Genomic DNA, 25477 nt, shown 5'->3' on the forward strand with positions numbered 1-25477 from the left:
CGTGGACACCTTCGCTCTGATCGTGACCATCGGTGTCGCGCTCGGTTTCACGTACACCAACGGTTTCCACGACTCGGCGAACGCCATCGCGACCTCGGTCTCGACCCGCGCGCTGACCCCGCGCGCGGCGCTCGCGATGGCGGCGGTGATGAACCTCGCCGGCGCCTTCCTGGGCAGCGGGGTCGCCAAGACCGTCAGCAAGGGCCTGATCGAGACGCCCCACGGCACCCGGGGCATGTGGATCCTCTTCGCGGCGCTGGTCGGCGCGATCGTCTGGAACCTGATCACCTGGTACTTCGGCCTGCCCTCGTCCTCCTCGCACGCGCTGTTCGGCGGCATGGTGGGTGCGGCGCTGGCGGGCGGCATCGGCGTCCTGTGGGACGGCGTCATCGACAAGGTCGTCATCCCGATGTTCGTCTCGCCGGTCGTCGGCCTCGTGGCCGGCTACCTGGTGATGGTCGTCATCCTGTGGATGTTCCGCCGCGCCAACCCGCACAAGGCCAAGCGCGGTTTCCGTATCGCGCAGACGGTGTCGGCGGCGGCCATGGCGCTGGGCCACGGTCTCCAGGACGCGCAGAAGACCATGGGCATCGTGGTGATGGCGCTGGTCATCGCCGACGTGCAGACGGCCGACGCGGCGATTCCGATCTGGGTCAAGGTCGCCTGCGCGGTGATGCTCTCGCTGGGTACGTACGCGGGCGGCTGGCGCATCATGCGCACCCTGGGCCGCAAGATCATCGAGCTGGACCCGCCGCAGGGCTTCGCGGCCGAGACCACCGGTGCCTCGATCATGTTCGGTTCGGCGTTCCTCTTCCACGCGCCGATCTCCACCACCCACGTGATCACCTCGGCGATCATGGGCGTGGGCGCCACGAAGCGGGTGAACGCGGTCCGCTGGGGCGTGGCGAAGAACATCATCCTCGGCTGGTTCATCACGATGCCGGCGGCGGCCCTGGTGGCCGCGGTCAGCTTCTGGATCGTGAACCTCGCCTTCGTGAGCTGACGGTCCGACCGCCCCTGGTCGCGTGACCGCATGACGGCGTGACGGCGTGATCGCATGACGGCCCGACGGCCGTACGGATACGAAAGCGGGCCGGCTCCCCCCACCCAGGGGGAGCCGGCCCTTCTTTCTTTCGCCTCGCGGTGGCACCGCCATGCAGCACCGCAGGACGTCTGCTCACGCGGCGCGCGGCCGCATGACGTCGGGTCCGGTCTAGCCGAAGCGGCCGGAGATGTAGTCCTCGGTCGCCTGCACGGACGGGTTCGAGAAGATCCGGTCCGTGTCGTCGATCTCGATCAGCTTGCCGGGCTGGCCTACGGCCGAGAGGTTGAAGAAGGCGGTGCGGTCCGAGACGCGGGCCGCCTGCTGCATGTTGTGCGTCACGATGACGATCGTGAAGCGCTCCTTGAGCTCGCCGACCAGGTCCTCGATGGCCAGGGTGGAGATCGGGTCCAGGGCCGAGCAGGGCTCGTCCATCAGCAGGACCTGGGGCTCGACCGCGATGGCACGGGCGATGCACAGGCGCTGCTGCTGGCCGCCGGAGAGGCCGGAGCCCGGCTTGTTCAGGCGGTCCTTGACCTCGTTCCAGAGGTTGGCGCCCTGGAGGGACTTCTCCACGATGTCGGCCAGCTCGGACTTCTTGAAGTTGCCGTTCAGCCGCAGGCCCGCCGCCACGTTGTCGAAGATCGACATGGTGGGGAAGGGGTTCGGGCGCTGGAAGACCATGCCGACGGTGCGGCGGACCGCGACGGGGTCCACGCCGGTGCCGTACAGGTTCTCGTCGTCCAGCAGGACCTTGCCCTCGACGCGGCCCCCGGGGGTGACCTCGTGCATGCGGTTGAGGGTGCGCAGGAAGGTGGACTTGCCGCAGCCGGACGGGCCGATGAAGGCGGTCACGGAGCGGGGTTCCACGGTCATCGAGATGTCGTCGATGGCCTTGTGGGTGCCGTAGAAGGCCGAGAGTCCGCTGACGTCGATTCGCTTCGCCATGAAAATCACTGCTTCTTTCGTAGCCGCGGTCAGCGGCCGGTCTTCGGGGCCTTCCAGCGGGCTATGCCGCGGGCCACCAGATTGAGGATCATGACGAAGGCGATCAGGACGAGCGCTGCGGCCCATGCCCGGTCGTAGGAGGCTTCACTGCCGACCTTGTACTGCTCCCAGATGTAGAGGGGGAGCGAGGACTGAGCGCCTTCGAACGGGTTGCCGTTGATCAGCTGGGAACCGAAGACCAGCAGCATGATCGGCGCGGTCTCGCCGGCGATGCGGGCCACGGCCAGCATGACACCGGTGGAGATGCCGCCGATGGCGGTGGGGAGCACGACCTTGAGGATCATGCGCCACTTCGGCACGCCGAGGGCCAGGGCGGCTTCGCGCAGCTCGTTCGGGACGAGCTTGAGCATCTCTTCGGTGGAGCGGACCACGACGGGCATCATCAGGATCGACAGGGCCATCGCGCCGGCGAAGCCGGAGGGACCGAAGCCGAGCATCAGGTTCCACGTCGTCAGGATGAACAGACCCGCGACGATGGAGGGGATGCCCGTCATGACGTCGACGAAGAACGTGACGGCCCTGGCGAGCGAGCCCGTGCCGTACTCGACGAGGTAGACGGCGGTCAGCAGGCCGATGGGCGCCGCGATCAGGGTGGCGAGGGCGACCTGCTCGATGGTTCCGAGCAGCGCGTGGTAGACGCCGCCGCCCTCCTCGAAGCTGGTCACGCCGTTCATCGAGTGGGTGAGGAAGTCCCCGTCGAAGGCCTCCAGGCCGCGGCTGATCGTGGTCCACATCAGGGAGAGCAGCGGGATGACCGCGAGGACGAAGCAGACCCACATGACGGAGGTCGCGACGCGGTCCTTGGCCTGCCGGCGGTTCTCGACGATCGCGCTGGCGGTGTAGGTGACGACGACGAAGAGCAGGGCGGCGAGCAGGCCCCACTGGATCTTGCTGTGCAGGTCGAAGAGGAGGCCGAGGCCGCTGCCGAGGACGATCGAGAGGACCGCGATGGCGGCCGGGGCCCAGCGGGGCAGGCCGCCCCGGGTGAGGCCGGCGGGGGCGGCGGACCTGGTGGCCCGGGTGGGCCGCTGGTCCTGGAGTGCGTGGCTCATCAGGCGTTCGCCCCCGAGAAGTCCTTGCGGCGAGCGATGATCAGCCGAGCTGCACCGTTGACCAGCAGGGTGAGCAGGAAGAGGACCAGACCGGAGGCGATCAGCGCGTCCCGGCCGAACTCGTTGGCCTCGTCGAACTTCGCGGCGATGTTCTGCGCGAAGGTTCCGCCGCCCGGGTTCAGGACGTGGAGCGAGATCAGGAAGCTCGGGGAGAGGACGGTGGCGACGGCCATGGTCTCGCCGAGGGCGCGGCCGAGGCCGAGCATCGAGGCGGAGATGACGCCGGAGCGGCCGAAGGGCAGCACCGATATGCGGATGACCTCCCAGCGGGTCGCGCCGAGGGCCAGGGCGGCCTCCTCGTTCATGCGCGGGACCTGGAGGAAGACCTCGCGGCTGACGCTGGTCACGATCGGCAGGATCATGATCGCGAGCAGGATGCCGACGGTGAAGAGCGAGCGGGCGACGCCGATCTGGGTCTTCTCGAAGACGTAGGTCCAGCCCAGGTACTCGTCCAGCCAGAGGTTCAGGCCGTTCAGCTGCGGGACGAGGAAGAGGGCGCCCCAGATGCCGTAGATGATCGAGGGCACGGCGGCCAGCAGGTCGACCACGTAGGCGAGGGGCGAGGCCAGCTTGCGCGGCGCGTAGTGGGAGATGAAGAGGGCGATGCCGACGGCGATCGGAACCGCGATGGCCATCGCGATGATCGAGCTGACGACGGTGCCGAAGAGCAGGACGGCGATGCCGAAGACGGGAGGGTTGGCCGACGCGTTCCAGTCGAAGGTGGTGAGGAAGTTGCCCTCGTTCTTCGACAGCGCGATGGCCGCGCGGTAGGTGAGGAAGGCGGCGATCGACGCCATGATCACCAGGAGCAGGATGCCGGAGCCCTTGGAGAGCCCGGCGAAGATCTTGTCACCGGCGCGGCCGGTGGACCTCGCGCTCTTGGAGACCGGCGGAGCCGTGTCTATCGGGGTGGGTGTGGTGGAAACCATGGTCTTTCCGGTCTGAGTGGGGGCGTGCCCCCGGGCGGCGGTGCACCGGATTCCCCCGGGTGGAGGGGGGAGGGTTCCCGGGCCGGTCCGCCCCGGACGGGGGGCGGACCGGGCCAGGGGTCGGGACTCAGGCCAGCGAGGCGACGACTTCGCGGACCTTGGCGTTGATCTCGGCGGGGATGGGCGCGTAGCCGTTCTCCAGGAGGACCTTCTGGCCCGCGTCCGAGGCGGTGTAGTTCAGGAAGGACTTCACGGTGGCGAGGGTGTCGGCCTTGTTGCCCTTGTCGCAGACGACCTCGTAGGTCACCAGGACCAGCGGGTAGGCGCCCTCGGCCTTGGTGGCGTAGTCGAGCTTGAGCGCCAGGTCGGAGCCGGTGCCGGCGATCTTGGCGGCGGCGATGGCCTTGGAGGCGTTCTCACCGGTGGCCTTGACCGGGGCGGCGGCGCCCGTGTTCACGTCGACGGTCTTGATGCTCTGCGAGCTGGCGAAGGAGAGCTCGAAGTAGCCGATCGCACCGTCGACGGCCTTGACCTGGGTGGCGACGCCGGCCGAGCCGGAGGCGGCCTGGCCGCCGGGGGCGGCCCACTTCTTGGCGGGCTCGTGCGGCCACGCGTCGGGGGCGGCGGCCTTGAGGTACTTGGTGACGTTCTCGGTGGTGCCCGAGTCGTCGGAGCGGTGGAAGGCCTGGATGGCGGTGGAGGGAAGCGTGACGCCCGGGTTGAGCTTCTTGATCGCCTCGTCGTCCCACTTCTTGATCTTGTCGTTGAAGATGTTGGCGACCGTGGCGGCGTCGAGGGTCAGCTTGTCCACGCCGGCGACGTTGAAGCCGAGCGCGACGGGGCCGCCGACCATCGGGAGGTTGATGCCCTGGCCACCGGTGCAGATCTTCTTCGACTCCTCGACCTGCTCCGGCTTCAGCGCGGAGTCGGAGCCGGCGAAACCGACGGTGCCCTGGTTGAAGGCGACGATGCCCTCACCGGAGGAGGAGGACTTGTAGTTCACCTCGACGCCGGAGCAGGCCGCCATGTAGTTCTTCACCCACAGGTCGACCGCGTTCTTCTGGGCGGAGGAGCCGGAGGCCAGGAGCTTGCCCTTGGCGCCGTCGCACTTGATGTCGCCCGCGGCCGCCGCGGAGGGCTTGGCCGAGCCGTCGGCGCCCTGGGTGTTGTCGTCCGAGCCGCACGCCGTGAGAACCAGGGCACCGGACACGACGAGGGCCCCGAGGGCCGAGGCACGAAGCCGGTTCTTGCGCTGAAGCTTCACTTTCGGGTGTTCCTTCCAGAAGCCGCCGGCCGCTTTCTGTATCGGGGCGGCGTGCGAAGAGGACTACGGTGTGCGCGGGAGCGGCTCGTCCTGCGGGCGACTCGCACCGTGCACCTCCGAAATTAGGCAGAACAGGTGAAGTGGCCGACCGGGAAGAGTGAACGGACGGTGAACCGTGGCGGACGGCCTGGTGCGGTAGCCCGAATGCGCACCGGAGCGTAAGGATCTGTTGTCCGGCCGTTATCGGGGCGTGACATTGGGGTGCGGTTGCGCCGATGATTTCTGGCCACCATTGTCCCCGGCCTCCCCCCACCTCGCGCGGCCTCGCCCGGCTTCGCGCCGGCGGCCGCCCGCACAGGCCGCCGTCGGGCGGCCCGTCGGCGGGCGCGGTCGGTCGCCGTAGGCCGCCGTCGGTCCGTCAGCCCGTCGTCGCCGCCGGTTCCGGGAGCCAGAGCAGCTGGAAGGCGTACCGGGCCGCCTCGACCTCGTGGCGCTGGTCGGCGTGCAGCACGCCGAGGGCGTATGCCGTCGCAGGGGCGATGCGCGGGGTGCGGGCGGCCGTCGCGGAGGCGGCCGCGGCCTCGGCGGCGTCCCGGTGGCGGTCCAGGGTCTCGCCCGCCGCCGCCAGCCGGGTCACGTCCTCGCCCAGTACTTCCCGCGCGTACCGGTGCACCCGCAGCAGGCGGCGCACCTCGTGCCAGCGCCCGTCGTGCTCCGCGTTGTACGGGTGCGCGTCCTCGGTGGACGGCAGCGCCGCGACCGACGCGGACAGGCGGGTTTCGGCCACCGCTGCCAAGGGGACCAGTACGTCCGCGATCTTCCCGCGCGCCGCGACCGGATTCAGCGGCACCTCCGAGGCCAGTAACGCCACCGCGTCCGCCACCGCGTGGAAGCGGGCGGAGCCCAGGGCCTGGAGGCCGGCCGAGTGGGCGCGCGTGCGGGCCAGGTTCAGTTGGCGTTCCAGCAGTGCGCCGGCGCGCGCCGCGCCCACCGTGAGCGCCCCCGCCGAGCCCCGGGGCGAGGGGACCTCGGGGGCCCCCGACAACCGGTGCAGGGCGTCCATGAGCCGGGCGAGCCGGTCGGCGTACGCGTGCTCGTCGGCCAGCGTCGAGGAGAGCCACACCAGCTCGGTGCGCAGCCCGTCGGCCCAGGAGGACTCGGTCACCCCCCGGAAGGTGGCCAGCGATCCGCTGATGCGGCGTGCGGCGCCCCGCAGGCCGCGCGCCGCCTCGCCGGCTCCGGCGGCGTCGGCCCCGTTCGCCCCGCCGGCCGCGCTCGCCTCGTGCAGGCGGAGCCCGCGCAGGAAAGCGGTGGCCTGGGAGCGGAGGTAGGCGCCGAGCACCTCGCCGGCGTCCGCCATCGGGTCATGGTTTGGCTGAGCCACGCCGGCGCCTCCGGGCGTCTATGAGCATCTCCTGTACGTGCCGCAGCGGCTGCCCTTCCTGGTCCGTGCTGTGCCGGGTCCATTCGCCGTCCGGTCCCAGGTGCCAGGAGGAGGTGGCGTCGGACATGCCGGTCTCCAGCAGCCGGTCCAGTGCCGCGCGGTGGGCCGGGTCGGCGACCCTGACCAGTGCTTCGATTCGGCGGTCGAGGTTGCGGTGCATCATGTCGGCGCTGCCGATCCACACCTCGGGCTCGCCGCCGTTGCCGAAGGCGAAGACCCGGGAGTGCTCCAGGAAGCGCCCCAGGATCGAGCGGACCCGGATGTTCTCGGACAGCCCGGTGACCCCGGGGCGCGCCGCGCAGATCCCGCGGACCCAGATGTCCACGGGGACGCCCGCGCGGGAGGCCCGGTAGAGGGCGTCGATCAGTGCCTCGTCGACGATCGAGTTCATCTTCAGGCGCACGTAGGCGGGGCGGCCGGCCCGGTGGTGGGCGGTCTCCTTGTCGATCCGTGCGATCAGGCCGTCGCGCAGCGAGCGGGGGGCCACCATGAGCCGGCGGTAGGTCTCGCGCCGTGAGTAGCCGGACAGCCGGTTGAAGAGGTCGGAGAGGTCCGCGCCGACCTGCGGGTCGGCGGTGAGCAGACCGAGGTCCTCGTAGAGCCGGGCGGTCTTGGGGTGGTAGTTGCCCGTGCCGACGTGCGAGTAGCGGCGCAGCTGGTCGCCCTCCTGGCGGACGACGAGGGACAGCTTGCAGTGGGTCTTGAGGCCGACCAGCCCGTAGACGACGTGGCAGCCGGACTCCTCCAGCTTGCGCGCCCACTTGATGTTGGCCTGCTCGTCGAAGCGGGCCTTGATCTCGACGAGTACGAGGACCTGCTTGCCGGAGTCGGCGGCGTCGACCAGGGCGTCGACGATCGGGGAGTCGCCCGAGGTCCGGTACAGCGTCTGCTTGATCGCGAGGACGTCCGGGTCGGCGGCGGCCTGCTCCAGGAAGGCCTGCACCGAGGTGGAGAAGGAGTCGTACGGGTGGTGCAGCAGGACGTCCCGCTCGCGCAGCGCGGCGAAGATGTCGGGCGCGGACGCGGACTCCACCTCGGCGAGGTCCCGGTGGGTGCCGCCGATGAACTTCGGGAACTTCAGCTCGGGCCGGTCCAGGGAGGCGATGCCGAAGAGCGCGGTGAGGTCCAGCGGTCCGGGCAGCGGGTACACCTCGGAGGCGTTGACCTTCAGCTCCTGCACGAGGAGGTCCAGGACGCCCGGGTCGATGGACTCCTCGACCTCCAGGCGCACGGGCGGGCCGAAGCGGCGCCGCATGAGCTCCTTCTCCAGGGCCTGGAGCAGGTTCTCGGCGTCGTCCTCCTCCACTTCCAGGTCCTCGTTGCGGGTCACGCGGAACATGTGGTGCGCGAGCACCTCCATGCCGGGGAACAGCTCCTCCAGGTGCGCGGCGATGACGTCCTCCAGCGGGACGTAGCGCTGCGGGGAGGCCTCCAGGAAGCGGGAGAGGAGCGGTGGGACCTTGACCCGGGCGAAGTGGCGGTGGCCGCTGACCGGGTTGCGGACGACCACGGCGAGGTTGAGCGAGAGGCCCGAGATGTACGGGAACGGGTGCGCGGGGTCCACGGCCAGCGGGGTCAGTACCGGGAAGATCTGGTTCCGGAACAGCGTGAAGAGGCGGGCCTGCTCCTTCTCCGTGAGGTCCGGCCAGCGGATGAGGTGGACGCCCTCCTCGGCCAGCGCGGGGCAGATGTCCTGCTGGAAGCAGGCGGCGTGGCGGGCCATGAGCTCGCGCGAGCGCGTCCAGATCAGGTCGAGCACCTCGCGGGGCTGGAGGCCCGAGGCCGAACGGGTGGCGACGCCGGTCGCGATACGCCGTTTGAGGCCGGCCACGCGGACCATGAAGAACTCGTCCAGGTTGCTCGCGAAGATCGCCAGGAAGTTCGCCCGCTCCAGCAGCGGGGTCGTCGGGTCCTCGGCGAGCTCCAGCACGCGCTCGTTGAAGGCGAGCCAGCTGCGCTCCCGGTCGAGGAAGCGGCCCGGTGGGAGCTCGCCGCCGTCCTTGTCGTCGTAGGCGTCCAGGTCGGCGTCGAGGTCCGGTTCGAGATCGACGTGCGGCCGGTGCGCGGAGATGGAACCTATCCGCGCGTGGGAGCCGGTGACGGCCCGGGACGCGGACGTGGCGGACGGGTGCTGTGCCGGGACCTCGCTGGGGCCCGCGCTGGGCTGGTGGCTCATGACTCCATTGTTCCGCGCGCGCGGAAGAACGGGCGCGTCGGAGGTGTCGGCGGTCAGCCGCAGTCGCGGGTACATGGGGGGAGGGTCGCAAGCGGTTCTGAATGCGTGGTTAATGGCGTGTGGCTTCCCGGGTGTGCCGTGCGGCCGCGCCGGGCCCGGCGGGGGCGTGCCGGTGCGGCGCTGTTGCCGGGGGCGCTGCCCCCGGGCCCCCGCGCCTCGAACGCCGGCGGGGCTGGAGGAGCGGCGCTGCGCCGCGGCCCCCGGGCCTCGGGGGGTCAGCTTTCCGTGCGGTACATGAGGTCGACCTCGTGCGTGGTGAAGCCGAGGCCTTCGTAGACGGCGAGGGCCGCCGGGTTGTCGGCGTCCACGTAGAGCATCGCGGTCGGCACGCCCCGGTCCGCGAGGTGGTGGAGGCCGATGGAGGTGAGGGCCTTGCCGAGGCCGCCGCCCTGGGCGCCCGGGCGGACGCCGACCACGTACACCTCGCCCAGCCGCTCCGCCGCGTGCACCTTGGTCCAGTGGAAGCCGACGAGCTCCCCCGCGCGCTCGGCGAGGAAGAATCCGCGGGGGTCGAACCACGGCTGCGTGATCCGGTCGTTCAGGTCCCGCTGCGTCAGTGATCCCTGCTCGGGGTGGTGGGCGAAAGCGGCCGCGTTCGCCGCGAGCCAGGCCGCGTCGTCGGCGCCCGGGACGAAGGTGCGCACCGTCACCCCGGCCGGGAGGACCACTTCCGGCAGCGGGTCGGCCTCCGGGCCCAGTGGCCGGCGCAGCTGGCGCAGCTCGCGGAAGAGGGTCAGCCCGAGTACCTGCGCCAGGTGCCGGGCGGCGGACTTCCCGCCGTGGGCCCACACCCGCAGCCGCTTGCCGGAGGCGGCCAGCAGCGCCGATCCGAGGGCCCGGCCGTGGCCGCGTCCGCGCAGCGAGGGGTGGACGAGGAGCTCGGCGGCCGGGGCCTCCACCGGGTCGGTGTCCTCCAGTTGCCCGTAGCCGGCGAGCCTGCCGTTCTCGGTGAGCAGGAAGTGCCGGATGCCCGCGCGCGGGCCGCCGCGCAGCTGGAGGCGGCCCTGCTCCGAGACGGCGGTGGTGCCGTCCGTGCGCGCGGCCTCCGCGATCAGGCCCAGGACCGCTTCGGCCTGTTCCTCCGTCAGCTCGTCGAGGGTCTGAATCTGCCGTCCGGGCTCCAGGGCCGCTGCTGCGTCAGTCATGGCACGAGCCTACGACCGCCGCGGGCGTGCGGCGGAGTGCTGCTCCGCGTCGTCCCGTCTTCCGCGCGTAACCACCTCGATACCCGTTACCCCCTGTCGTGCTACGCGCGTTGACAATAGGCTGCGGCGGACCTCCCAAGTTGTCCCGCTGTCCACAAAGGGGAACAGATGTCTGCGACGCCACAACGGCACCGCCGAGCCCGCCGGTTGACCCTCAGCGCCCTCGCCGTCACGGCCGGCGCCGGTGCGATGGTCGCCGCCGCCCTCCCGGCCGGAGCCGCGAGTGGTGGCGGTGCCGCCAAGAGCCGGACCGTCGACGTGCAGATGCTGTCGCTCAACGACTTCCACGGCACCCTGGAGCCCCCGCAGGGATCCTCCGGCTCGGTGACCGAGCGTCAGGCCGACGGCACCACCAAATCCATACCCGCGGGCGGGGTCGAGTACCTCGCGACCAGCCTGCGCGAGGCCCGCAAGGGCCACCAGTACTCCGTCACCGCCGCCGCCGGTGACATGATCGGCGGCAGCCCGATGCTGTCCGGGCTCTTCCACGACGAGCCGACCATCGAGGCGCTGAACAAGCTCGACCTGGACGTGTCCAGCGTCGGCAACCACGAGTTCGACGAGGGCCGGGCCGAGCTGCGCCGCATGCAGTACGGCGGCTGCCACCCGGTGGAGGGCTGCTACGAGTACGGCAAGGAATTCACCGGGTCCGAGTTCCAGTACCTCGCCGCCAACGTCACGGACGAGAAGACCAAGCGTCCGATGATGTCGCCCACCTTCGTGTGGAAGAAGGGCGACGTGAAGATCGGCTTCATCGGCGTCACCCTGGAGGGCACCCCGGACGTCGTCACGGCCGAGGGCGTCAAGGGGCTGAAGTTCGGCGACGAGGTCGAGACGATCAACAAGTACGCGGCCGAGCTGAACAAGCAGGGCGTGAAGTCGATCGTCGCGCTGGTCCACGAGGGCGGTCTGCCCGCCAACGGCGCGTACAACTACGACTGCGACGTCCCCGGCGCGGGCGCCGGCATCTCGGGCGCCATCGTCGACATCGCGAAGAACGTGGACGCGAAGGTCGACGCGCTGGTCACGGGCCACACGCACCAGGCGTACGCCTGCAACATCCCCGACCCGGCGGGCAACCCGCGCACGGTCACCTCGGCCGCCTCGATCGGCCGGCTGTACACGGAGACCACCCTCACGTACGACCGCACGACCAAGGACATCGTCCGTACGGCGGCCAAGTCGCCGAAGCCGGTGAACAAGCCCGTCACCCGTGACCAGCCCAAGGCCGCGGACATGACCGAGCTGATCGGGCGCTGGAACGAGCTGGCGGCCCCGATCGCCAACCGCCCGCAGGGCTTCATCTCGGCGGACATCCCGGGCCGCGGCTCGCCGGAGTTCGAGAAGCCGCTGGGCAGCCTGATCGCCGACGCGCAGCTGGCGGCCCTGGCCCCGGCCGACAAGGGCGGCGCGCAGTTGGCCCTCATGAACCCGGGCGGCATCCGTTCGGACCTGGCCCACAAGGCCTCCGGCGCCGAGGGCGACGGTGTGGTGACGTACGGCGAGTCCTTCACCGTGCAGCCGTTCAACAACATGATGAACGTGGTGGACCTGACGGGCGCCCAGCTGATCACCGCGCTCCAGCAGCAGGTCAGCGGTCCGGTCAACGGCGCGAGCCCGAAGATCCTCCAGGTGTCGAAGGGCTTCACCTACACCCTGGACACGACGAAGGCGGGCGCGGACCGCATCGTCGTGGACTCGGTGAAGCTGGACGGCGCGGCCATCGACCCCGCCCGGACCTACCGGGTCGCGATGAACGAGTTCCTCGCGGGCGGCGGTGACGGCTTCACCGTCCTGAAGGAGCACAAGAACAAGCTGGTGGGCGCGTCCGACCTGGACTGCTTCAACGCCTACCTGACGGCGAACTCCTCGCAGAGCTCCCCGATCGCCCCGCCGGCGAGCGGGCGGATCACCGTCGTCAAGTAACCGTCGCGCCACCCCTGGAGGGGGCGGTGGGCCCACGGGCCCGCCGCCCCCTCCGGCGTTCTCGGGCCGGGCGCCGCTAGACCCCGGACAGGAAGGCGGCGACGGCCGCCGTGAAGCCCTTCGGGTCCTCGAACGGCAGGTGGTGCCCGGTGTCGAGGGACGCGTACGAGGTCCCGGGCCGCCGGGACACCATGGCGGCGGCCTGCTCCCGGGACAGCACGTCGCTGCGCAGGCCGTGCAGCAGCAGCGCGGGGCAGCGGCTCGCGAGCCAGGTGTCCCAGTGGGAGCCGTAGCCCTCGGCGACCGTGGCCGCGGTCGCCTCGGGGTGGAACGGCAGCCGCCAGCCGGTGCCGTCGGCCAGGGGGCGCAGGCCCGGGGCGACGAGCTCGGCCAGCGGGCCGGCGGCGGTGATCAGCTCCTCGCGGGTCGCGGCGGTGTACGGGAGGTCGTGCAGGAAGGCCCAGAAGTCCGGGCCGTCGGGGCGCCCGATCTCGACCGGTGCCTCGACGGCGACCAGCGCGCCGACCAGATCGGGGCGGGCGGCGGCCAGGTGGTAGGCGTTGAGCCCGCCGAGGGAGAAGCCGAGGACGGCGACGGGTCCGCCGGGGTCCAGGTGCTCCAGCAGGGCCTCGGCGTCGGCGACGTAGCCGGAGCGGCGGTAGTCGGGGGCGAGGTCGGAGTCCCCGTGGCCGCGCTGGTCCGGGGCGACGACCCGCCAGTCCGCGCCGAGGGCGGCGGCCAGGCCGGCGAAGTGCGCGCCCTCGGAGAGGCCGCCGTGCAGGGCGAGCAGGGGTCGGCCGGGGCCGCCGAAGTCCAGGTAGGACAGGGTGCGGTCGTCGATCCTCAGTTCCTGGCGCATGCTGTCTCTCCCCTGTTCAGCGGCGTCGCGGCGGTTTCCGCGCCGGCGTCGTCCGCGGTCGCGCGTCCTTCGGTCCTCGAAGCCTGCCAGGATTTGGGCAAGCGTGCAATACGATTGTGTAGCGCGCTTGCCCAAGACGGGGCGCGGATACGATCCCGACATGGGAAATCGCGAGGACCTGCTGGCCGGAGCGCGCCGCTGCCTGGAGGAGAAGGGATACCTGCGCACGACCGTGCGCGACATCGCCTCCGCCGCGCAGGTGAGCATGGCCGCCATCGGGTACCACTTCGGGTCCCGCGAGGCGCTGCTCAACCAGGCGCTCTTCGCCGCCATGGACGAGTGGGCCGCGGGCTCCGGCCGGCTCGCCGGGCAGGGGGACAGCGCCGAGGCGCGGTACGCCGACACGTGGGACCGCAAGATCCGGGACTTCGGCGACATGCGGTGGCTGTGGCTGGCCAACGTCGAGGCCTTCGTGCACGCCCAGTCCTCGCCCGAACTGCTCGCGGTCCTCGCCGAGGGCCAGCGCCGGTCGCGGCGCATGGTGGCCGCGCACCTGCTCGGCGTGTCCGAGGACGCGGTCGCCGAGGAGGACGTCCGGTCCCTGGGGTCGCTGCACATCGCGCTGCTGTCCGGGGTGATGGTGCAGTCCCTGACCGACCCGGAGCGGGCGCCGAGCGGGCGGGAGCTCGCCCAAGGCCTGCGCACCATGGCGGAGTTGCTCGAGAGGTGAGACCTACCGACGGGTAGTCATCCGTGGTCCGGCACGCCATAATCCGGCCCATCACCGGGTCGGCGAAGGGGCGGGCATGGCTACGGCGGGCATGGGTACGGCGGGCACGGGCCGAGCGGATACGGGCCGAGTGGACACGGGCACGGCGGGCACGGGCACGGCGCTGGACCGGCGGGCGTTCCTGTCCGGTGCGCTGGCGGTGGGCGCGAGCGCGGCCGTGGGACTGGGGACGGCCCGCGCGGCCTCCGCGCGGACCCTCGGCACCCAGGACTGGATGGCGGGCCTGGCCGACTCCACCGCGCTCCAGCGGATGACCATCCCCGGCACCCACGACTCGGGAGCCCGCCAGGGCGGGCTCTACGTCGCCTGCCAGAACACCTCGATCGCCCAGCAGCTCGACTCCGGCATCCGCTTCCTCGACGTCCGCTGCCGGGTCACCGGCGGGTCCTTCGCCATCCACCACGGCTCGTTCTTCCAGAACCTGATGTTCGGGGACGTCCTCGCGGCCTGTGCGGGCTTCCTCGCCGCGCACCCCTCCGAGACCGTCCTGATGCGGGTCAAGCAGGAGTACTCCGAGGACAGCGACGCGACGTTCCGCGCCGTCTTCGACGACTACCTCGATTCCCGCGGCTGGCGCCCGCTGTTCCGCATCGCCGACACCCTGCCCGCGCTCGGCCAGGCCCGCGGCAAGGTCGTGCTGCTCGCCGACAACGGCGGCCTGCCCGGCCTTCGGTACGGGGACGGCAACGTCTTCGACATCCAGGACGACTACATGGCCGAGCCCTTCGCCAAGCGCGGCAGGATCGAGAACCACTTCCGGCGCGCGGTCCAGCAGCCCGGCAAGCTCTTCGTGAACTACACCAGCACCTCCGCGTACCTGCCGCCGCGGTGGAACTCCGACCGCCTCAACCCGCAGGCGCACGCCTTCGTCGACGGCGGCGAAATGGCCGGCCGGACCGGACTCGGCATCGTCCCGATGGACTTCCCGAACACCCGCTCCGGCCTGGTCGCCTCACTGATCCGGCACAACTGAGGGGCCGGGCGGCGGCGGAGTCGGCGCGCCCGGCATCCGGAGCACGGCCTCCGTCCCCGGGCCGCCGGCCGCCGCCCGCAGCTCGGCGGTGCCGCCGGCGCGGTGCACCGTACGGGCCACGATCGACAGGCCCAGCCCGCTGCCGGGCAGCGCGCGCGCCGAGGGCGACCGCCAGAACCGCTCGAAGACGTGCGGCAGGTCCTCGTCCGGGATGCCCGGCCCGTGGTCCCGTACGGTCAGCCGGCCCGCCCGCAGCGTCACCTCGACGGAGCCGCCCGGCGGGCTGAACTTCACCGCGTTGTCCAGGACGTTGACGACCGCGCGCTCCAGCGCGGCCGCCTCGCCCCGTACGTACCAGGGCTCCAGGTGCGAGGTGAAGCCGAGCTCCGGCCCGCGCAGCCGGGCCCGCGACAGCGCGGTCCCGGTGATCTCGTGCAGGGCCACCACCCCGAGTGGGCCGGGCGAGACCGCGTCCGGGCGGGACAGCTCCTGGAGGTCCCCGATCAGCGCCGCCAGTTCCGTCATCTGCGCCTTGACCGAGGCCAGCAGCTCCCTGCGGTCCTCGGGCGGAATGGCGCGGCCGGTGTCCTCGCTGCGCGCCAGCAGTTCGATGTTCGTCCGGAGCGAGGTGAGCGGGGTGCGCAGCTCGTGCCCGGCGTCCGCGATCAGCTGGGCCTGCCGCGCCTGGGAGGAGGCGAGCGCGACCGTCAGGGAGTTGAAGGAACGTGACAGCCGGGCGATCTCGTCGTCCCCCGTGTCGGGGATCCGTACGGTCAGGTCCTCGGTACGGGCGATGTGCTCGACGGCGCCGGTGAGTTCGTCGACCGGCCGCAGCCCCGTACGGGCCACCCACAGCCCGGCCGCTCCCGCACCGACCACGCCGACGCCGCAGACCAGCAGCAGGACCCAGGCCAGGGTGGACAACGGCCGGTCGATGTCGGCGAGCGGCTTGGCCACGGTCAGCGCGGCGGCCTGCCCGCCCAGCAGGGCGGGCTGGGTGTAGACCCGCACGGCGACCCCGTCGGAGGTGGTGGCGTCGTAGAGCACGGCCCCGCGCCGGCGCTGGGCGACCTCCAGGTCGGTGCCGCTGACCCGCAGGGTGCTCCTGCCGTCGACCCAGCAGTGGCCGCCGTCCGGCAGCACGATCTGCACCTGCGCGCTGAGGTTGTTGGCGGGCCGGTCCGGCAGCGTGCTGCCGGACACGCAGCCCAGCGCCCGGTACACCTGGTTGGCCTGGGCCTCCGCGTTGGTGGCGCGCAGGTTGCTGTCGAGCTGGTCCCGCAGCTGGGTCCGCACCATGACCCAGGACACCGCCGCCACCCCGGCCACGGCCAGTGCAACGGCGACCGTGACCAGCAGGGCGAGGCGCGAACGCAGCGGCAGGGCCCGGAATCTCGCCGCCGGGCTCACTCGGGCCCGCCCTCGCCGGCGCGCAGGACGTAGCCGACCCCGCGCACGGTGTGGACCAGGCGGGGCTCGCCGCCGGCCTCGGTCTTGCGGCGCAGGTACATCACGTACACGTCCAGGGAGTTGGAGCTGGGCTCGAAGTCGAAGCCCCAGACCGTCTTGAGGATCTGCTCGCGCGTCAGCACCTGGCGGGGATGGGCGAGGAACATCTCCAGCAGCGTGAACTCGGTGCGGGTCAGCTCCACCGGGCGCCCGCCCCGGGTGACCTCGCGGGTGGCGAGGTCCATGCGCAGGTCGCCGAAGGCCAGCGTGTCCTCGGGCTCCTCGCCGCCGGGGCGGGGAGTCGCGTACGCGCTGCGGCGCAGCAGGGCGCGGACCCGGGCGAAGAGCTCGTCGAGCTCGAAGGGCTTGACGAGGTAGTCGTCGGCGCCCGCGTCGAGGCCGGTGACGCGGTCGCCGACGGTGTCGCGGGCGGTGAGCATCAGGATCGGCGTGACGCTGCCGGCGGCGCGCAGCCGGCGGGCCGCCGTCAGGCCGTCCATCCGGGGCATCTGGATGTCCAGGACGATCAGGTCGGGCTCGTAGGAGGCGGCCTTGTCGAGGGCGTCGAGGCCGTCGACGGCGGTCTGCGCGGCGTACCCCTCGAAGGCGAGGCTGCGGCGCAGGGCCTCGCGTACGGCCGGCTCGTCGTCCACGACGAGGATGCGCGCTTCGCCTTCGGCGGGATTCATCTCGGTCCCCCAGGGGTGGTGGTCGGTACTCGGCGGCGCTTCCCAGCCTCGCACGGGCGGGTCAGAAGGAGGTGCCGAAGCCGTTGCCGGTGCCGGAGCCGCCGTCGGAGGCGGAGCCACCGCCCGCGCCGCCGGGGCCGCCCTTGCGCAGGGAGTCCAGGTCGGCCTTGATCGTGTCGACGGGGATGGCGAAGCCGAGGCCGACGCTGCCCGCCTCGGAGCCGTCGCTCGCGGGGGAGTAGATGGCGGAGGGCATGCCGACGATCTCGCCGTTCATGTCGACCAGGGCGCCGCCGGAGTTGCCGGGGTTCAGGGAGGCGTCCGTCTGGATCGCCTTGTAGGAGGTGGTGTTCGAGCCGGTGTCGCCGTTGAACTGCCGGCCGTCGAAGGAGAACGGCCAGCCGCCGTCCTGCTGCTGGCGCCGGGGCGACTGCTGCTCCGACTTCGGTACGTTCACCTCGCGGTCCAGCGCGGAGACGATGCCGCTGGTGACCGTGCCGGTCAGCCGGTCGGGGGAGCCGATCGCCACGACCTCCTCGCCGACCTTGAGGCCGCCGGAGTTCCCGAGCTTCGCGGGCCTGAGCCCGGCGGCGCCCTGGAGCCGGATGAGCGCCAGGTCCTTGTCGGGGTCCGTGCCGACGATCTTCGCGGCGTACTTCTTGCCGTCGCTCATCGTCACCTGGATCTCGGCCGCGCCGCTGATCACGTGGTTGTTGGTGACGATCTCGCCGTCGGCGGTCAGGACGATGCCGGAGCCGGTGCCCTGGCCCGAACCGGTACGGGTGTCGATGCGGACCACGGACGGGCTGACCTGCTCGGCGACGCCGGAGACGGTGCCGGTGCCGGTCTGCGACACGTTGGTGCCGTTGATCCCGCCCCCGGTGGTGCCCGGGGCGCCCATCAGCTGCTGGACGGCGGCGGCGGTGCCACCGCCGACCACGGCCGCGGCGAGCGCGACGGCCGCGATCAGCGCGACCGGCTTCTTGGCGCGGGCCGGCGGGGCGGCGTGCGCGGGGTGGGCCGCGGGGGCCGAGGGCGCGGGACCGGCGCCGTCGGCGGGGAGGGTCTCGCCGCGGATGACCGGCGGCCGGTGCGCCTCGTGCCAACCGGGCGGCGCGGCGGGCGGGTAGGAGGGCGGCGGCGGGTAGGCCTCCGCCGCGGTCCCCCGTCCCCGGTGCTCACGTCCGTGCTCCCCCCGCGCGCCGAGGGGCGCGTCCTGGGCCGGGCGGCTCTCCGGGCGGTTCTCCTGCGGGTACTCGCCTTCGCGGCGGAAGCTCTCGGTCATGACCCCGACTGTGCTGCTCGATCATGAGAGCTTCCTGAGCCTGACCTGAGAAGCCCGACAGAACCGCGTATGCCCGATATGAGCAACCCGGTTCCGGGGCGGAGGCGCGGCCCCGGTGGGGGCCGGCCACCGCCGGAGCTAGCGGCAGCCGCAGGAGCGCCTGATCACCAGCGCCGACGGGAACTGCTTGAGCCGTTCCCGGCGCGACCCGGCCACCCGGAGCCCGTCGTCGAGGACCAGGTCCACCGCGGCGCGCGCCATCGCCGGGCGGTCCGAGGCGATCGTGGTGAGGGGCGGGTCCGTGAGGGCCGCCTCCTTCACGTCGTCGAAGCCGGCGACCGCCAACTCTCCGGGTACATCGATCCGCAGCTCCCGGGCCGCGCGCAGCACCCCGATGGCCTGGTCGTCCGTGGCGCAGAAGATGGCCGGGGGGCGGTCCGGCCCGGAGAGGACCTCCAGGGCGACCTTGTACGCGTCGTAGCGGTTGTACGGGGCCTCGAAGAGCCGGCCCTCCACCGAACGGCCGGCCTCCTGCATGGCCCGCCGCCAGCCCTCGACGTGGTCGGCGACCGGGTCGCCGACGGACGGGGTGTTCTCCACCCCGCCGATGCATGCGACGTACGGGTGCCCGTGCTCCAGCAGATGCCGGGTGGCGAGCTGGGCGCCGCCCACGTCGTCCGTGACGACGGCGACGTCGTCGATCGCCTCCGGGCGCTCGTGCAGCAGCACGACCCGGGCGTCCCAGGCCTCGATCTCCGAGGCCGCGCGCTCGCTCATGCCCTGGCTGACCAGGATCAGCCCGGAGACCCGCATGCCGAGGAACGCCCGCAGGTAGTGGACCTCGCGCTCGTCGCGGTAGTCGGAGTTCCCGACGAGCACCATCTTCCCGCGCTCGGCGGCGGCCTGCTCGACCGCGTGCGCCATCTCCGCGAAGAACGGCTGCCGAGCATCCGGAACGATCATGCCTATGAGGTCGGTGCGCCGCGACGCCATCGCCTGGGCGACCCGGTCCGGGCGGTAGCCCAGATCCTTGATCGCGGCGAGGACACGCTCGCGCGTGGCCGGGGCGACCGGCCGGGGTCCGTTGTTGATGACGTAGCTCACGACGGCGGTAGAGGTACCCGCGAGTCGCGCTACGTCATCCCTCGTCACCTTGGCCACGCGCGGAAGTCTACGCGGGGTGACCTACCTCTGGGCAGGGCGTCCTGCGGAATGGACGCCCACCGCGTCTTCCGCCGACCGGGTGACGACCGGAGCCGCCTGGGAGGAGGTCTGCGCGGCGGCCTGCGCGGCCGCCTGGGCCGCCGCTTCCGCCGCCGCCCGCTCGACCTTCTCCGGCGTGACGAAGCGGTAGCCGACGTTGCGGACCGTACCGATCAGCGACTCGTGCTCGGGCCCGAGTTTCGCCCGCAGCCGCCGTACGTGCACGTCGACCGTACGGGTGCCGCCGAAGTAGTCGTAGCCCCAGACCTCCTGCAGCAGCTGCGCGCGGGTGAAGACCCGGCCCGGGTGCTGCGCGAGGTACTTGAGCAGCTCGAACTCCTTGAAGGTGAGGTCGAGCACGCGCCCCTTGAGCTTGGCGGAGTACGTGGCCTCGTCCACCGACAGGTCGCCGTTGCGGATCTCCATCGGGGAGTCGTCCGAGCCCAGCTGCTGCCGGCCGGTGGCCAGCCTCAGCCGCGCCTCGACCTCGGCGGGGCCGGCGGTGTCCAGGAGGACGTCGTCGATGCCCCAGTCCGCGGTGACCGCCGCGAGGCCGCCTTCGGTGACGACGAGGATCAGCGGGCAGCCCGGTCCGGTGGAGCGCAGCAGCTGGCACAGGGAGCGCACCTGCGGCAGGTCGCGGCGGCCGTCCACGAGGATCACGTCGGCGCCCGGGGTGTCCACGAGGGCCGGGCCCTCGGCCGGGGCCACCCGGACGTTGTGCAGCAGCAGGCCGAGGGCGGGCAGCACCTCGGTGGACGGCTGCAGGGCGTTGGTCAGCAGCAGGAGAGAGCTCATGCGCGACCACCCGGCCCGGTTGCGGTCGGCCGGTCGAACACGGTTCGCTGGTCCATCACGTCGGTTCCTCCTCGGTCCCGTCGAGGACGTGCGCGGTACTGCTTCGTACGGTGTCGCTGGTGCGGCGGCCGTTCGCCCCCGCGCCCTGGGGCCGGACGGTCACCACTGTTCTCGGTCCGTTCAACGTGTTGAAAGCACAAAAGGACCCGGGGGCAACGTTGCCCGGATCCTCTCGCCAGCAGAATAGCCCACCGTTCCTTTCGGGGCCGAGGCCTCTTCCGATTCCACTTGTGTGGTTCCTGCCACGCCCTGGCCCCCGTATGCCCCGGTTTTGGCGGATCAGCGGGCCCGATGGGCGGTCCGAGCGGCCCCGCGGCGGGCCCCGGCGGCGGTCCGGGCGCACACGGGGCGCGCGGAGGCACACCGGGGCACTGGCGGGAGGGGCCATCATGGAGGCCGACGGTAGAGAGCCGACGATAGGAGCAGCAGTGGCAACCGGAACCATCCGCTACTGGGCGGCGGCCAAGGCCGCGGCCAAGACGGCGGAGGAGCCGTACTCGGCACGGACCCTGGCCGAGGCGCTCGACGCCGTGCGGGAGCGCCACCCCGGGGAGCTGACCCGGGTCCTGCTGCGCTGCTCCTTCCTCGTGAACGACGAACCCGTGGGCAAGCGCCCGCACGATGCCGTACCGCTGACCGAGGGGGGCACCGTCGAGGTGCTCCCGCCGTTCGCGGGCGGGTGAGCGGAAGCCGATGAGCACGCCTGAGGAAGAGCAGCGCCGGCAGCAGGAGGCGCAGCAGCAGGGTCACGAGGGCCGGCAGGGCCGGCAGGGCCAGCAGGGTCACGTGGGTCACGAGGGCCGGCCGGGTCACGAGGGCCGGCAGGATCTCCACGGGACCCAGACCTGGCAGGCCGAGACTTGGGACACCAGCCACCAGCCGGTGCATCCGCCGCTGGGCGGGATGCCGGGGCAGCCGGTCGCGGCCGAGGGCTGGTTCCGCGACGAGGACCCCGCCTCGGGCGGGTATCCGGGGCAGTCGCCGGCGCAGCAGCAGTTCCCGCCGCAGCAGGCCGCGGCCCCGGACGGCTGGTACCACGACGAGGCGCAGGCCCCGGCCCCCGCCCAGGACTGGTACCCCGCCGCGCCGCAGGAGCTCCGGCCGCAGCAGGCCGCGGTCCCGGACGGCTGGTACCGCGACGAGGCGCAGGTCCCCGCTCCCGCCCCGGCGCAGGACTGGTCCCAGGGCCCCGGCGCTCCGGTGTCGGCGGCCGAGACGGCGTACCTGCCCCCGTACCCGGGCCCGGCGCAGCAGGCTGCCGCGTATCCGTCGCCTTACCCGGGCCCGGCGCAGCAGGAGGCGGCGTACCCGTACCCGCACCCGGTGCAGCAGGGGGCGGCGCACCCGTCCCCGTACCCGGTGCAGCAGGGGGCGGCGCACCCGTCCCCGTACCCGCACCCGGTGCAGCAGGAGGCGGCGTACCCGTCCCCGAACCCCGGCCCCGCTCAGCAGCACGCGGCGGTCCCGGCCGAGGAGACCGCGTACCTGCCGCCCTACCCGGGTCCCGCGGAGCCGCGGCAGGCGGCGGCTCCCGAGGGGTGGTTCCGCGACGAGGTCCCGGCGCAGGACCCGGCTCCCGCCCCGGCGCCGGACTGGTCCCGCGGCGGTACGGGCGTCCCCCGGCCGGAGGCGGCCCCGACCGCCCCGACCGCCGCCGAGCAGACCGCCTACCTCCCGCCCCAGGCGGCGGCCCCGGAGTCCGCCGAGCAGACGGCGTACCTGCCGCCCTACCCCGGCCCGGACGCCGAGGCCCGGACGGCGGCCCCCGTTGCGGAGCCGCCCGCCGGCGGGCCCGCGGGCGACGGGCCCGGGCCGCTCCTCGCGCCCGGCGAGGAGCCCGCGTACTCCCCTCCGACGCTCGCCGGGAACACCCTGCGCGCCGTCGACCCCGCCCAGGCCCGCGCCGAGGGCCGGTCGCCGATCATCGACCCCGGTCCGCAGTCGGCCGTGCTGACCGCCGTCCTCGGCGTGCTGCTGGCCCTCGCCGCCGTCCTGGGGGACTTCGCCCTGCTGCTTCCGCTGATCGCCCTCCAGGGCCTCACGGCCGCGGGCTGGTTCCGCCTCAACGGCATGTGGCCCGCCCGGCAGGGCATCGCGCTCGCCTTCGCCGGCGCGCTCGTGGCCGACGCGGCCGTGCTCGCCGTGGACCCGACCCACGGTCCGGGCGCGATCATCGGCACCCTCGGCGCCTGGGTGCTGCTCACGCTCGTCCTCCAACTGCGCAGCCACGCCGACCCCGACGAGCGGATGTACGGCCTGATGGCCTCCGTGGCCTCCGCGGCGCTCGCCGTCGTCTGCGCCGGTTACCTCGCGGCCGAGTCCGAGGCCGTCACCGTCGGCGCCGCCGCCGTCGCGGTCGCCGTCTTCGCCCGCGCGCTGCCGCTGCCCGCGGGGCCGTCCATCGGGGTCTCGCTGGGCGCCGCTGCCGGAGCCGGCATCGCGATCGGCGGGCTGACCGGAATCGGGGCGGACGGGGCGCTGCTCGGCCTCGTCGCCGGGGTGTGCGCGCTGATCGGCCTGCGGGTGGCGGCGTACGACTACCCGTCGAAGTTCGTCCACATGACGGCCGGCGTCGCGATGCCGCTGGCGATCGCCGCGCCCGCCGTGTACCTGATCGGCCGGGTGGTGGCCTGACGGCTCGGCGCGCCGGCCCCCGGTCCGCCACCCCGCCACCCCGTCGCTGACGTTCCCTTGACGACCGGTCATGTTCCACTGGGACGCACGAACCGGCCAGGAGGGGAGGGCACGTGCGTGCTCTGCGCGTCGTTGTGATCATCGGAGTGGTGCTGGGCGCCCTCCTCGTCGGTGTGGACCGCTGGGCGGTCGGCTACGCCGAGAACCGGCTGGCCGAGCGAATACAGGCCCGGCAGGGGCCGGCCGGTACCTCCGAGGTGGAGATCCACGGCTTCCCCTTCCTGACCCAGGCGCTCAGCCGCGACCTGGACCGGGTCGATCTGAGGCTCCGGGGCGTCGAGGCGACGGCGGACGGCCGCAAGACGCGGCTCGCGGAGCTCGACGCGCGCTTCTACGACGTCGCGCTGAACAGCGACTACAGCGGCGGTACGGCCAAGCGCGCCGACGGCACCGCGCTCATCACGTACGCCGATCTGACGGCCGCCTCGCAGACCGGCGCGACCCTTACCTACGGCGGGGCGCCGGGCAAGGTGAAGGTCACCGCGGGCGTGGAGGTGTTCGGCAGGACCCTGACGCGCAGCGTGGTGTCGACCGTCACTCTCGTGGACCCGCAGGACGGCGAGGGCGGCAAGATCGTCCGGGTGCGGGCGGACGAGGTGCCGGGCGAGGGCGTCGCCGTCATCGAGAAGGAGATCCGCAAGAAGACCGATTTCGACCGCCGTCTCGACGGCGGCCTGCCGACCGGCCTCCAGCTGTCCGCGCTGACCTCGGACGAGGGCGGCGTGCATCTCACCCTGAGCGGGGCGGACGTGGTGGTGGCCGGATCGTGAGACGGCGCGGTCCGATCCGCAGAAGGAAGGGCCGCACGAAGGCTTCCGGGGGCGGCGCGGCGGCCGTCCGGAGGACTCGCATCCCAATATTCGGACGATCCTGTCTCGGTATATGACACACCGGTGACAGGGCGGCCGATTCGTCCCTACGATCCATGGCTATGAAGCATCAGCAGGCGGACCTCACGAAGCGGCGGGCAGTAGACCTGTGTCGCGTCGCCGCCATGCTCTGTCGATCCATGTGACGTGTGAGCGCATCCGCTCCACCCGCCGGGCGACAGCCCTTCCCGCGTGACCGTACCCGCCTCCTGATCCCTGCCGCCTCCCCGCGCAGGACCCCGTGAGCGCACCCGGACGGACGCACGCACCCAGCAGCACCCGCGCAGCCCGCCGGCCATCCGGCAGGTGGGCAGCCGTACCAGCACAGCCCCGCCGCACACTGCCCCGGAGGAGAACACCATGAGCCGCAGCGACGTCCTCGTAGACGCCGACTGGGTCGAGGCCCACCTGAACGACGCGAACGTCGTCATCGTCGAGGTGGACGAGGACACGTCCGCCTACGACAAGAACCACATCACCAACGCCGTCCGGATCGACTGGAAGAGCGACCTCCAGGACCCGGTCCGCCGCGACTTCGTGGACCAGGAGGGCTTCGAGAAGCTCCTCTCCGCCAAGGGCATCGCCAACGACGACACCGTCGTCCTCTACGGCGGCAACAACAACTGGTTCGCCTCCTACGCGTACTGGTACTTCAAGCTCTACGGCCACCAGGACGTCCGCCTGCTCGACGGCGGCCGCAAGAAGTGGGAGCTCGACTCCCGCGACCTGGTCGACGGCACCGAGGTCCCGAACCGCCCGGCCACCCAGTACAAGGCCCAGGCCCAGGACACCTCCATCCGCGCCTTCCGCGACGACGTCCTGGCCGCGATCGGCACCCAGAACCTGGTCGACGTCCGCTCGCCCGACGAGTTCTCCGGCAAGCTGCTCGCCCCGGCGCACCTCCCGCAGGAGCAGTCGCAGCGCCCCGGCCACGTGCCGAGCGCCCGCAACATCCCGTGGTCGAAGAACGCCAACGACGACGGCACCTTCAAGTCGGACGACGAGCTCAAGGCCCTCTACGAGGCGGAGCAGGTCGAGCTGGACACCAAGGACACCATCGCCTACTGCCGCATCGGTGAGCGCTCCGCGCTCACGTGGTTCGTGCTGCACGAGCTCCTGGGCCAGGAGAACGTCAAGAACTACGACGGCTCGTGGACCGAGTACGGCTCGCTGGTCGGCGTGCCGATCGAGCTCGGCCCCAACAAGTAGTTCGTTCCGGGCACCGCGGCGGGCAGACGCGGCCGCCGCGACGCAGTACCCGTAAGACCTCTCTAGGACAGGACAGAGAACATGTGTGGAGCACAGATCGGCGGGCCCGACCTCGCGACGCTCAAGCCCGGTGAGACCGCCATCCAGGGCCAGGTGACCAAGGACGGCGAGCCCGTGTCCGGGTACGTCCGGCTGCTGGACTCGACCGGCGAGTTCACCGCGGAGGTCCCGACCTCGGCGACCGGCCAGTTCCGCTTCTACGCCGCCACCGGCTCCTGGACGCTTCGGGCGCTCGTCCCGGGTGCCCAGGCGGACCGTGCCGTCGTGGTCGCCGAAGCGGGCGGCGTGACGGACGTGGCGATCGCGGTCTGAGCACCGCCGTGTGATCGCCCGATCGATCGGCCGGAGGGCCGCACCCCAGGGGTTGGACGCC

General features: G+C 72.3%; 23 protein-coding genes. 10 read left to right on the forward strand and 13 right to left on the reverse strand.

The window, feature by feature from the left end; genetic code table 11:
- The first annotated feature begins 1 nt into the window (after position 1).
- Positions 2-1003, forward strand: coding sequence for an anion permease (locus tag ACWFQ8_RS26725; protein ID WP_453788826.1), 1002 nt, complete (start codon positions 2-4; stop codon positions 1001-1003).
- A gap of 210 nt (positions 1004-1213) precedes the next feature.
- Here ACWFQ8_RS26725 and pstB read toward each other — a convergent pair whose 3' ends face one another.
- The 7 genes from pstB to mshD all read right to left on the reverse strand — a co-directional run bounded on the left by pstB (position 1214) and on the right by mshD (position 10180).
- Complete coding sequence (gene pstB, locus ACWFQ8_RS26730) at positions 1214-1990, reverse strand: phosphate ABC transporter ATP-binding protein PstB (RefSeq protein WP_453788827.1); 777 nt, start codon at positions 1988-1990, stop codon at positions 1214-1216.
- 29 nt (positions 1991-2019) lie between these two features.
- Complete coding sequence (pstA, locus tag ACWFQ8_RS26735) at positions 2020-3102, reverse strand: phosphate ABC transporter permease PstA (protein ID WP_453788828.1); 1083 nt, start codon at positions 3100-3102, stop codon at positions 2020-2022.
- Positions 3102-4091, reverse strand: a complete 990-nt coding sequence (gene pstC / locus ACWFQ8_RS26740; protein WP_453788829.1) for a phosphate ABC transporter permease subunit PstC — start codon at positions 4089-4091, stop codon at positions 3102-3104. The genes pstA and pstC overlap by 1 nt, the downstream gene beginning before the upstream one ends.
- Before the next feature lie 127 nt (positions 4092-4218).
- Complete coding sequence (gene pstS / locus ACWFQ8_RS26745; RefSeq protein ID WP_453788830.1) at positions 4219-5355, reverse strand: phosphate ABC transporter substrate-binding protein PstS; 1137 nt, start codon at positions 5353-5355, stop codon at positions 4219-4221.
- 418 nt (positions 5356-5773) lie between these two features.
- Positions 5774-6739 (reverse strand): CHAD domain-containing protein, encoded by a 966-nt coding sequence (locus ACWFQ8_RS26750; protein ID WP_453788831.1) that lies wholly within the window; start codon positions 6737-6739, stop codon positions 5774-5776.
- Entirely contained in the window at positions 6720-8975 is a 2256-nt protein-coding gene (locus ACWFQ8_RS26755; RefSeq protein ID WP_453788832.1) for an RNA degradosome polyphosphate kinase, read from the reverse strand. Before ACWFQ8_RS26755 ends, ACWFQ8_RS26750 begins: the two co-directional genes overlap by 20 nt.
- A gap of 275 nt (positions 8976-9250) precedes the next feature.
- On the reverse strand, positions 9251-10180 hold the full coding sequence (gene mshD, locus ACWFQ8_RS26760) for a mycothiol synthase (RefSeq protein ID WP_453788833.1): 930 nt from the start codon (positions 10178-10180) through the stop codon (positions 9251-9253).
- Between the two features lie 168 nt (positions 10181-10348).
- Between mshD and ACWFQ8_RS26765 the strand changes: the two genes are divergently transcribed.
- On the forward strand, positions 10349-12166 hold the full coding sequence (locus tag ACWFQ8_RS26765) for a bifunctional metallophosphatase/5'-nucleotidase (RefSeq protein ID WP_453788834.1): 1818 nt from the start codon (positions 10349-10351) through the stop codon (positions 12164-12166).
- 76 nt (positions 12167-12242) lie between these two features.
- Here the strand turns inward: ACWFQ8_RS26765 and ACWFQ8_RS26770 are convergent, their stop codons facing one another.
- A complete protein-coding gene (locus tag ACWFQ8_RS26770; RefSeq protein WP_453788835.1) occupies positions 12243-13025 on the reverse strand; it encodes an alpha/beta fold hydrolase in 783 nt (260 codons plus the stop codon).
- A gap of 160 nt (positions 13026-13185) precedes the next feature.
- Here ACWFQ8_RS26770 and ACWFQ8_RS26775 point away from each other — a divergent pair, with 160 nt between their 5' ends.
- The gene (locus ACWFQ8_RS26775) at positions 13186-13755 is read left to right on the forward strand and encodes a TetR/AcrR family transcriptional regulator (protein ID WP_453788836.1); all 570 of its coding nucleotides are present in this window, start codon (positions 13186-13188) and stop codon (positions 13753-13755) included.
- A gap of 91 nt (positions 13756-13846) precedes the next feature.
- Positions 13847-14788: a phosphatidylinositol-specific phospholipase C gene (locus tag ACWFQ8_RS26780; RefSeq protein ID WP_453788869.1), complete on the forward strand. Its 942-nt coding sequence runs from the start codon at positions 13847-13849 to the stop codon at positions 14786-14788.
- Here the strand turns inward: ACWFQ8_RS26780 and ACWFQ8_RS26785 are convergent.
- The 5 genes from ACWFQ8_RS26785 to ACWFQ8_RS26805 all read right to left on the reverse strand — a co-directional run bounded on the left by ACWFQ8_RS26785 (position 14768) and on the right by ACWFQ8_RS26805 (position 20212).
- Entirely contained in the window at positions 14768-16198 is a 1431-nt protein-coding gene (locus ACWFQ8_RS26785; protein ID WP_453788837.1) for a sensor histidine kinase, read from the reverse strand. The two genes, ACWFQ8_RS26780 and ACWFQ8_RS26785, sit on opposite strands and share 21 nt — an antisense overlap.
- The gene (locus ACWFQ8_RS26790; RefSeq protein WP_453788838.1) at positions 16195-16926 is read right to left on the reverse strand and encodes a response regulator transcription factor; all 732 of its coding nucleotides are present in this window, start codon (positions 16924-16926) and stop codon (positions 16195-16197) included. The genes ACWFQ8_RS26785 and ACWFQ8_RS26790 overlap by 4 nt, the downstream gene beginning before the upstream one ends.
- A 61-nt stretch (positions 16927-16987) precedes the next feature.
- Complete coding sequence (locus tag ACWFQ8_RS26795) at positions 16988-18211, reverse strand: S1C family serine protease (protein WP_453788839.1); 1224 nt, start codon at positions 18209-18211, stop codon at positions 16988-16990.
- A gap of 138 nt (positions 18212-18349) precedes the next feature.
- Positions 18350-19372: a LacI family DNA-binding transcriptional regulator gene (locus ACWFQ8_RS26800; protein WP_453788840.1), complete on the reverse strand. Its 1023-nt coding sequence runs from the start codon at positions 19370-19372 to the stop codon at positions 18350-18352.
- 24 nt (positions 19373-19396) lie between these two features.
- Complete coding sequence (locus ACWFQ8_RS26805) at positions 19397-20212, reverse strand: response regulator transcription factor (RefSeq protein ID WP_453788841.1); 816 nt, start codon at positions 20210-20212, stop codon at positions 19397-19399.
- 488 nt (positions 20213-20700) lie between these two features.
- On the opposite strand from ACWFQ8_RS26805, the gene ACWFQ8_RS26810 reads away from it, so the two are divergent.
- The 6 genes from ACWFQ8_RS26810 to ACWFQ8_RS26835 all read left to right on the forward strand — a co-directional run bounded on the left by ACWFQ8_RS26810 (position 20701) and on the right by ACWFQ8_RS26835 (position 25416).
- The gene (locus ACWFQ8_RS26810) at positions 20701-20955 is read left to right on the forward strand and encodes a MoaD/ThiS family protein (protein ID WP_453788842.1); all 255 of its coding nucleotides are present in this window, start codon (positions 20701-20703) and stop codon (positions 20953-20955) included.
- A gap of 517 nt (positions 20956-21472) precedes the next feature.
- Entirely contained in the window at positions 21473-22906 is a 1434-nt protein-coding gene (locus tag ACWFQ8_RS26815; RefSeq protein ID WP_453788870.1) for a hypothetical protein, read from the forward strand.
- A 113-nt stretch (positions 22907-23019) separates the two neighbouring features.
- On the forward strand, positions 23020-23736 hold the full coding sequence (locus ACWFQ8_RS26820; RefSeq protein WP_453788843.1) for an LmeA family phospholipid-binding protein: 717 nt from the start codon (positions 23020-23022) through the stop codon (positions 23734-23736).
- 161 nt (positions 23737-23897) lie between these two features.
- Positions 23898-23981, forward strand: coding sequence for a putative leader peptide (locus tag ACWFQ8_RS26825; protein ID WP_350206375.1), 84 nt, complete (start codon positions 23898-23900; stop codon positions 23979-23981).
- A gap of 214 nt (positions 23982-24195) precedes the next feature.
- Complete coding sequence (locus ACWFQ8_RS26830) at positions 24196-25044, forward strand: sulfurtransferase (protein WP_453788844.1); 849 nt, start codon at positions 24196-24198, stop codon at positions 25042-25044.
- An 81-nt stretch (positions 25045-25125) separates the two neighbouring features.
- Positions 25126-25416: a DUF1416 domain-containing protein gene (locus tag ACWFQ8_RS26835; protein ID WP_030030422.1), complete on the forward strand. Its 291-nt coding sequence runs from the start codon at positions 25126-25128 to the stop codon at positions 25414-25416.
- The last annotated feature ends 61 nt before the right edge of the window (positions 25417-25477 follow it).

The sequence above is a fragment of the Streptomyces sp. NPDC055254 genome (assembly GCF_053606025.1).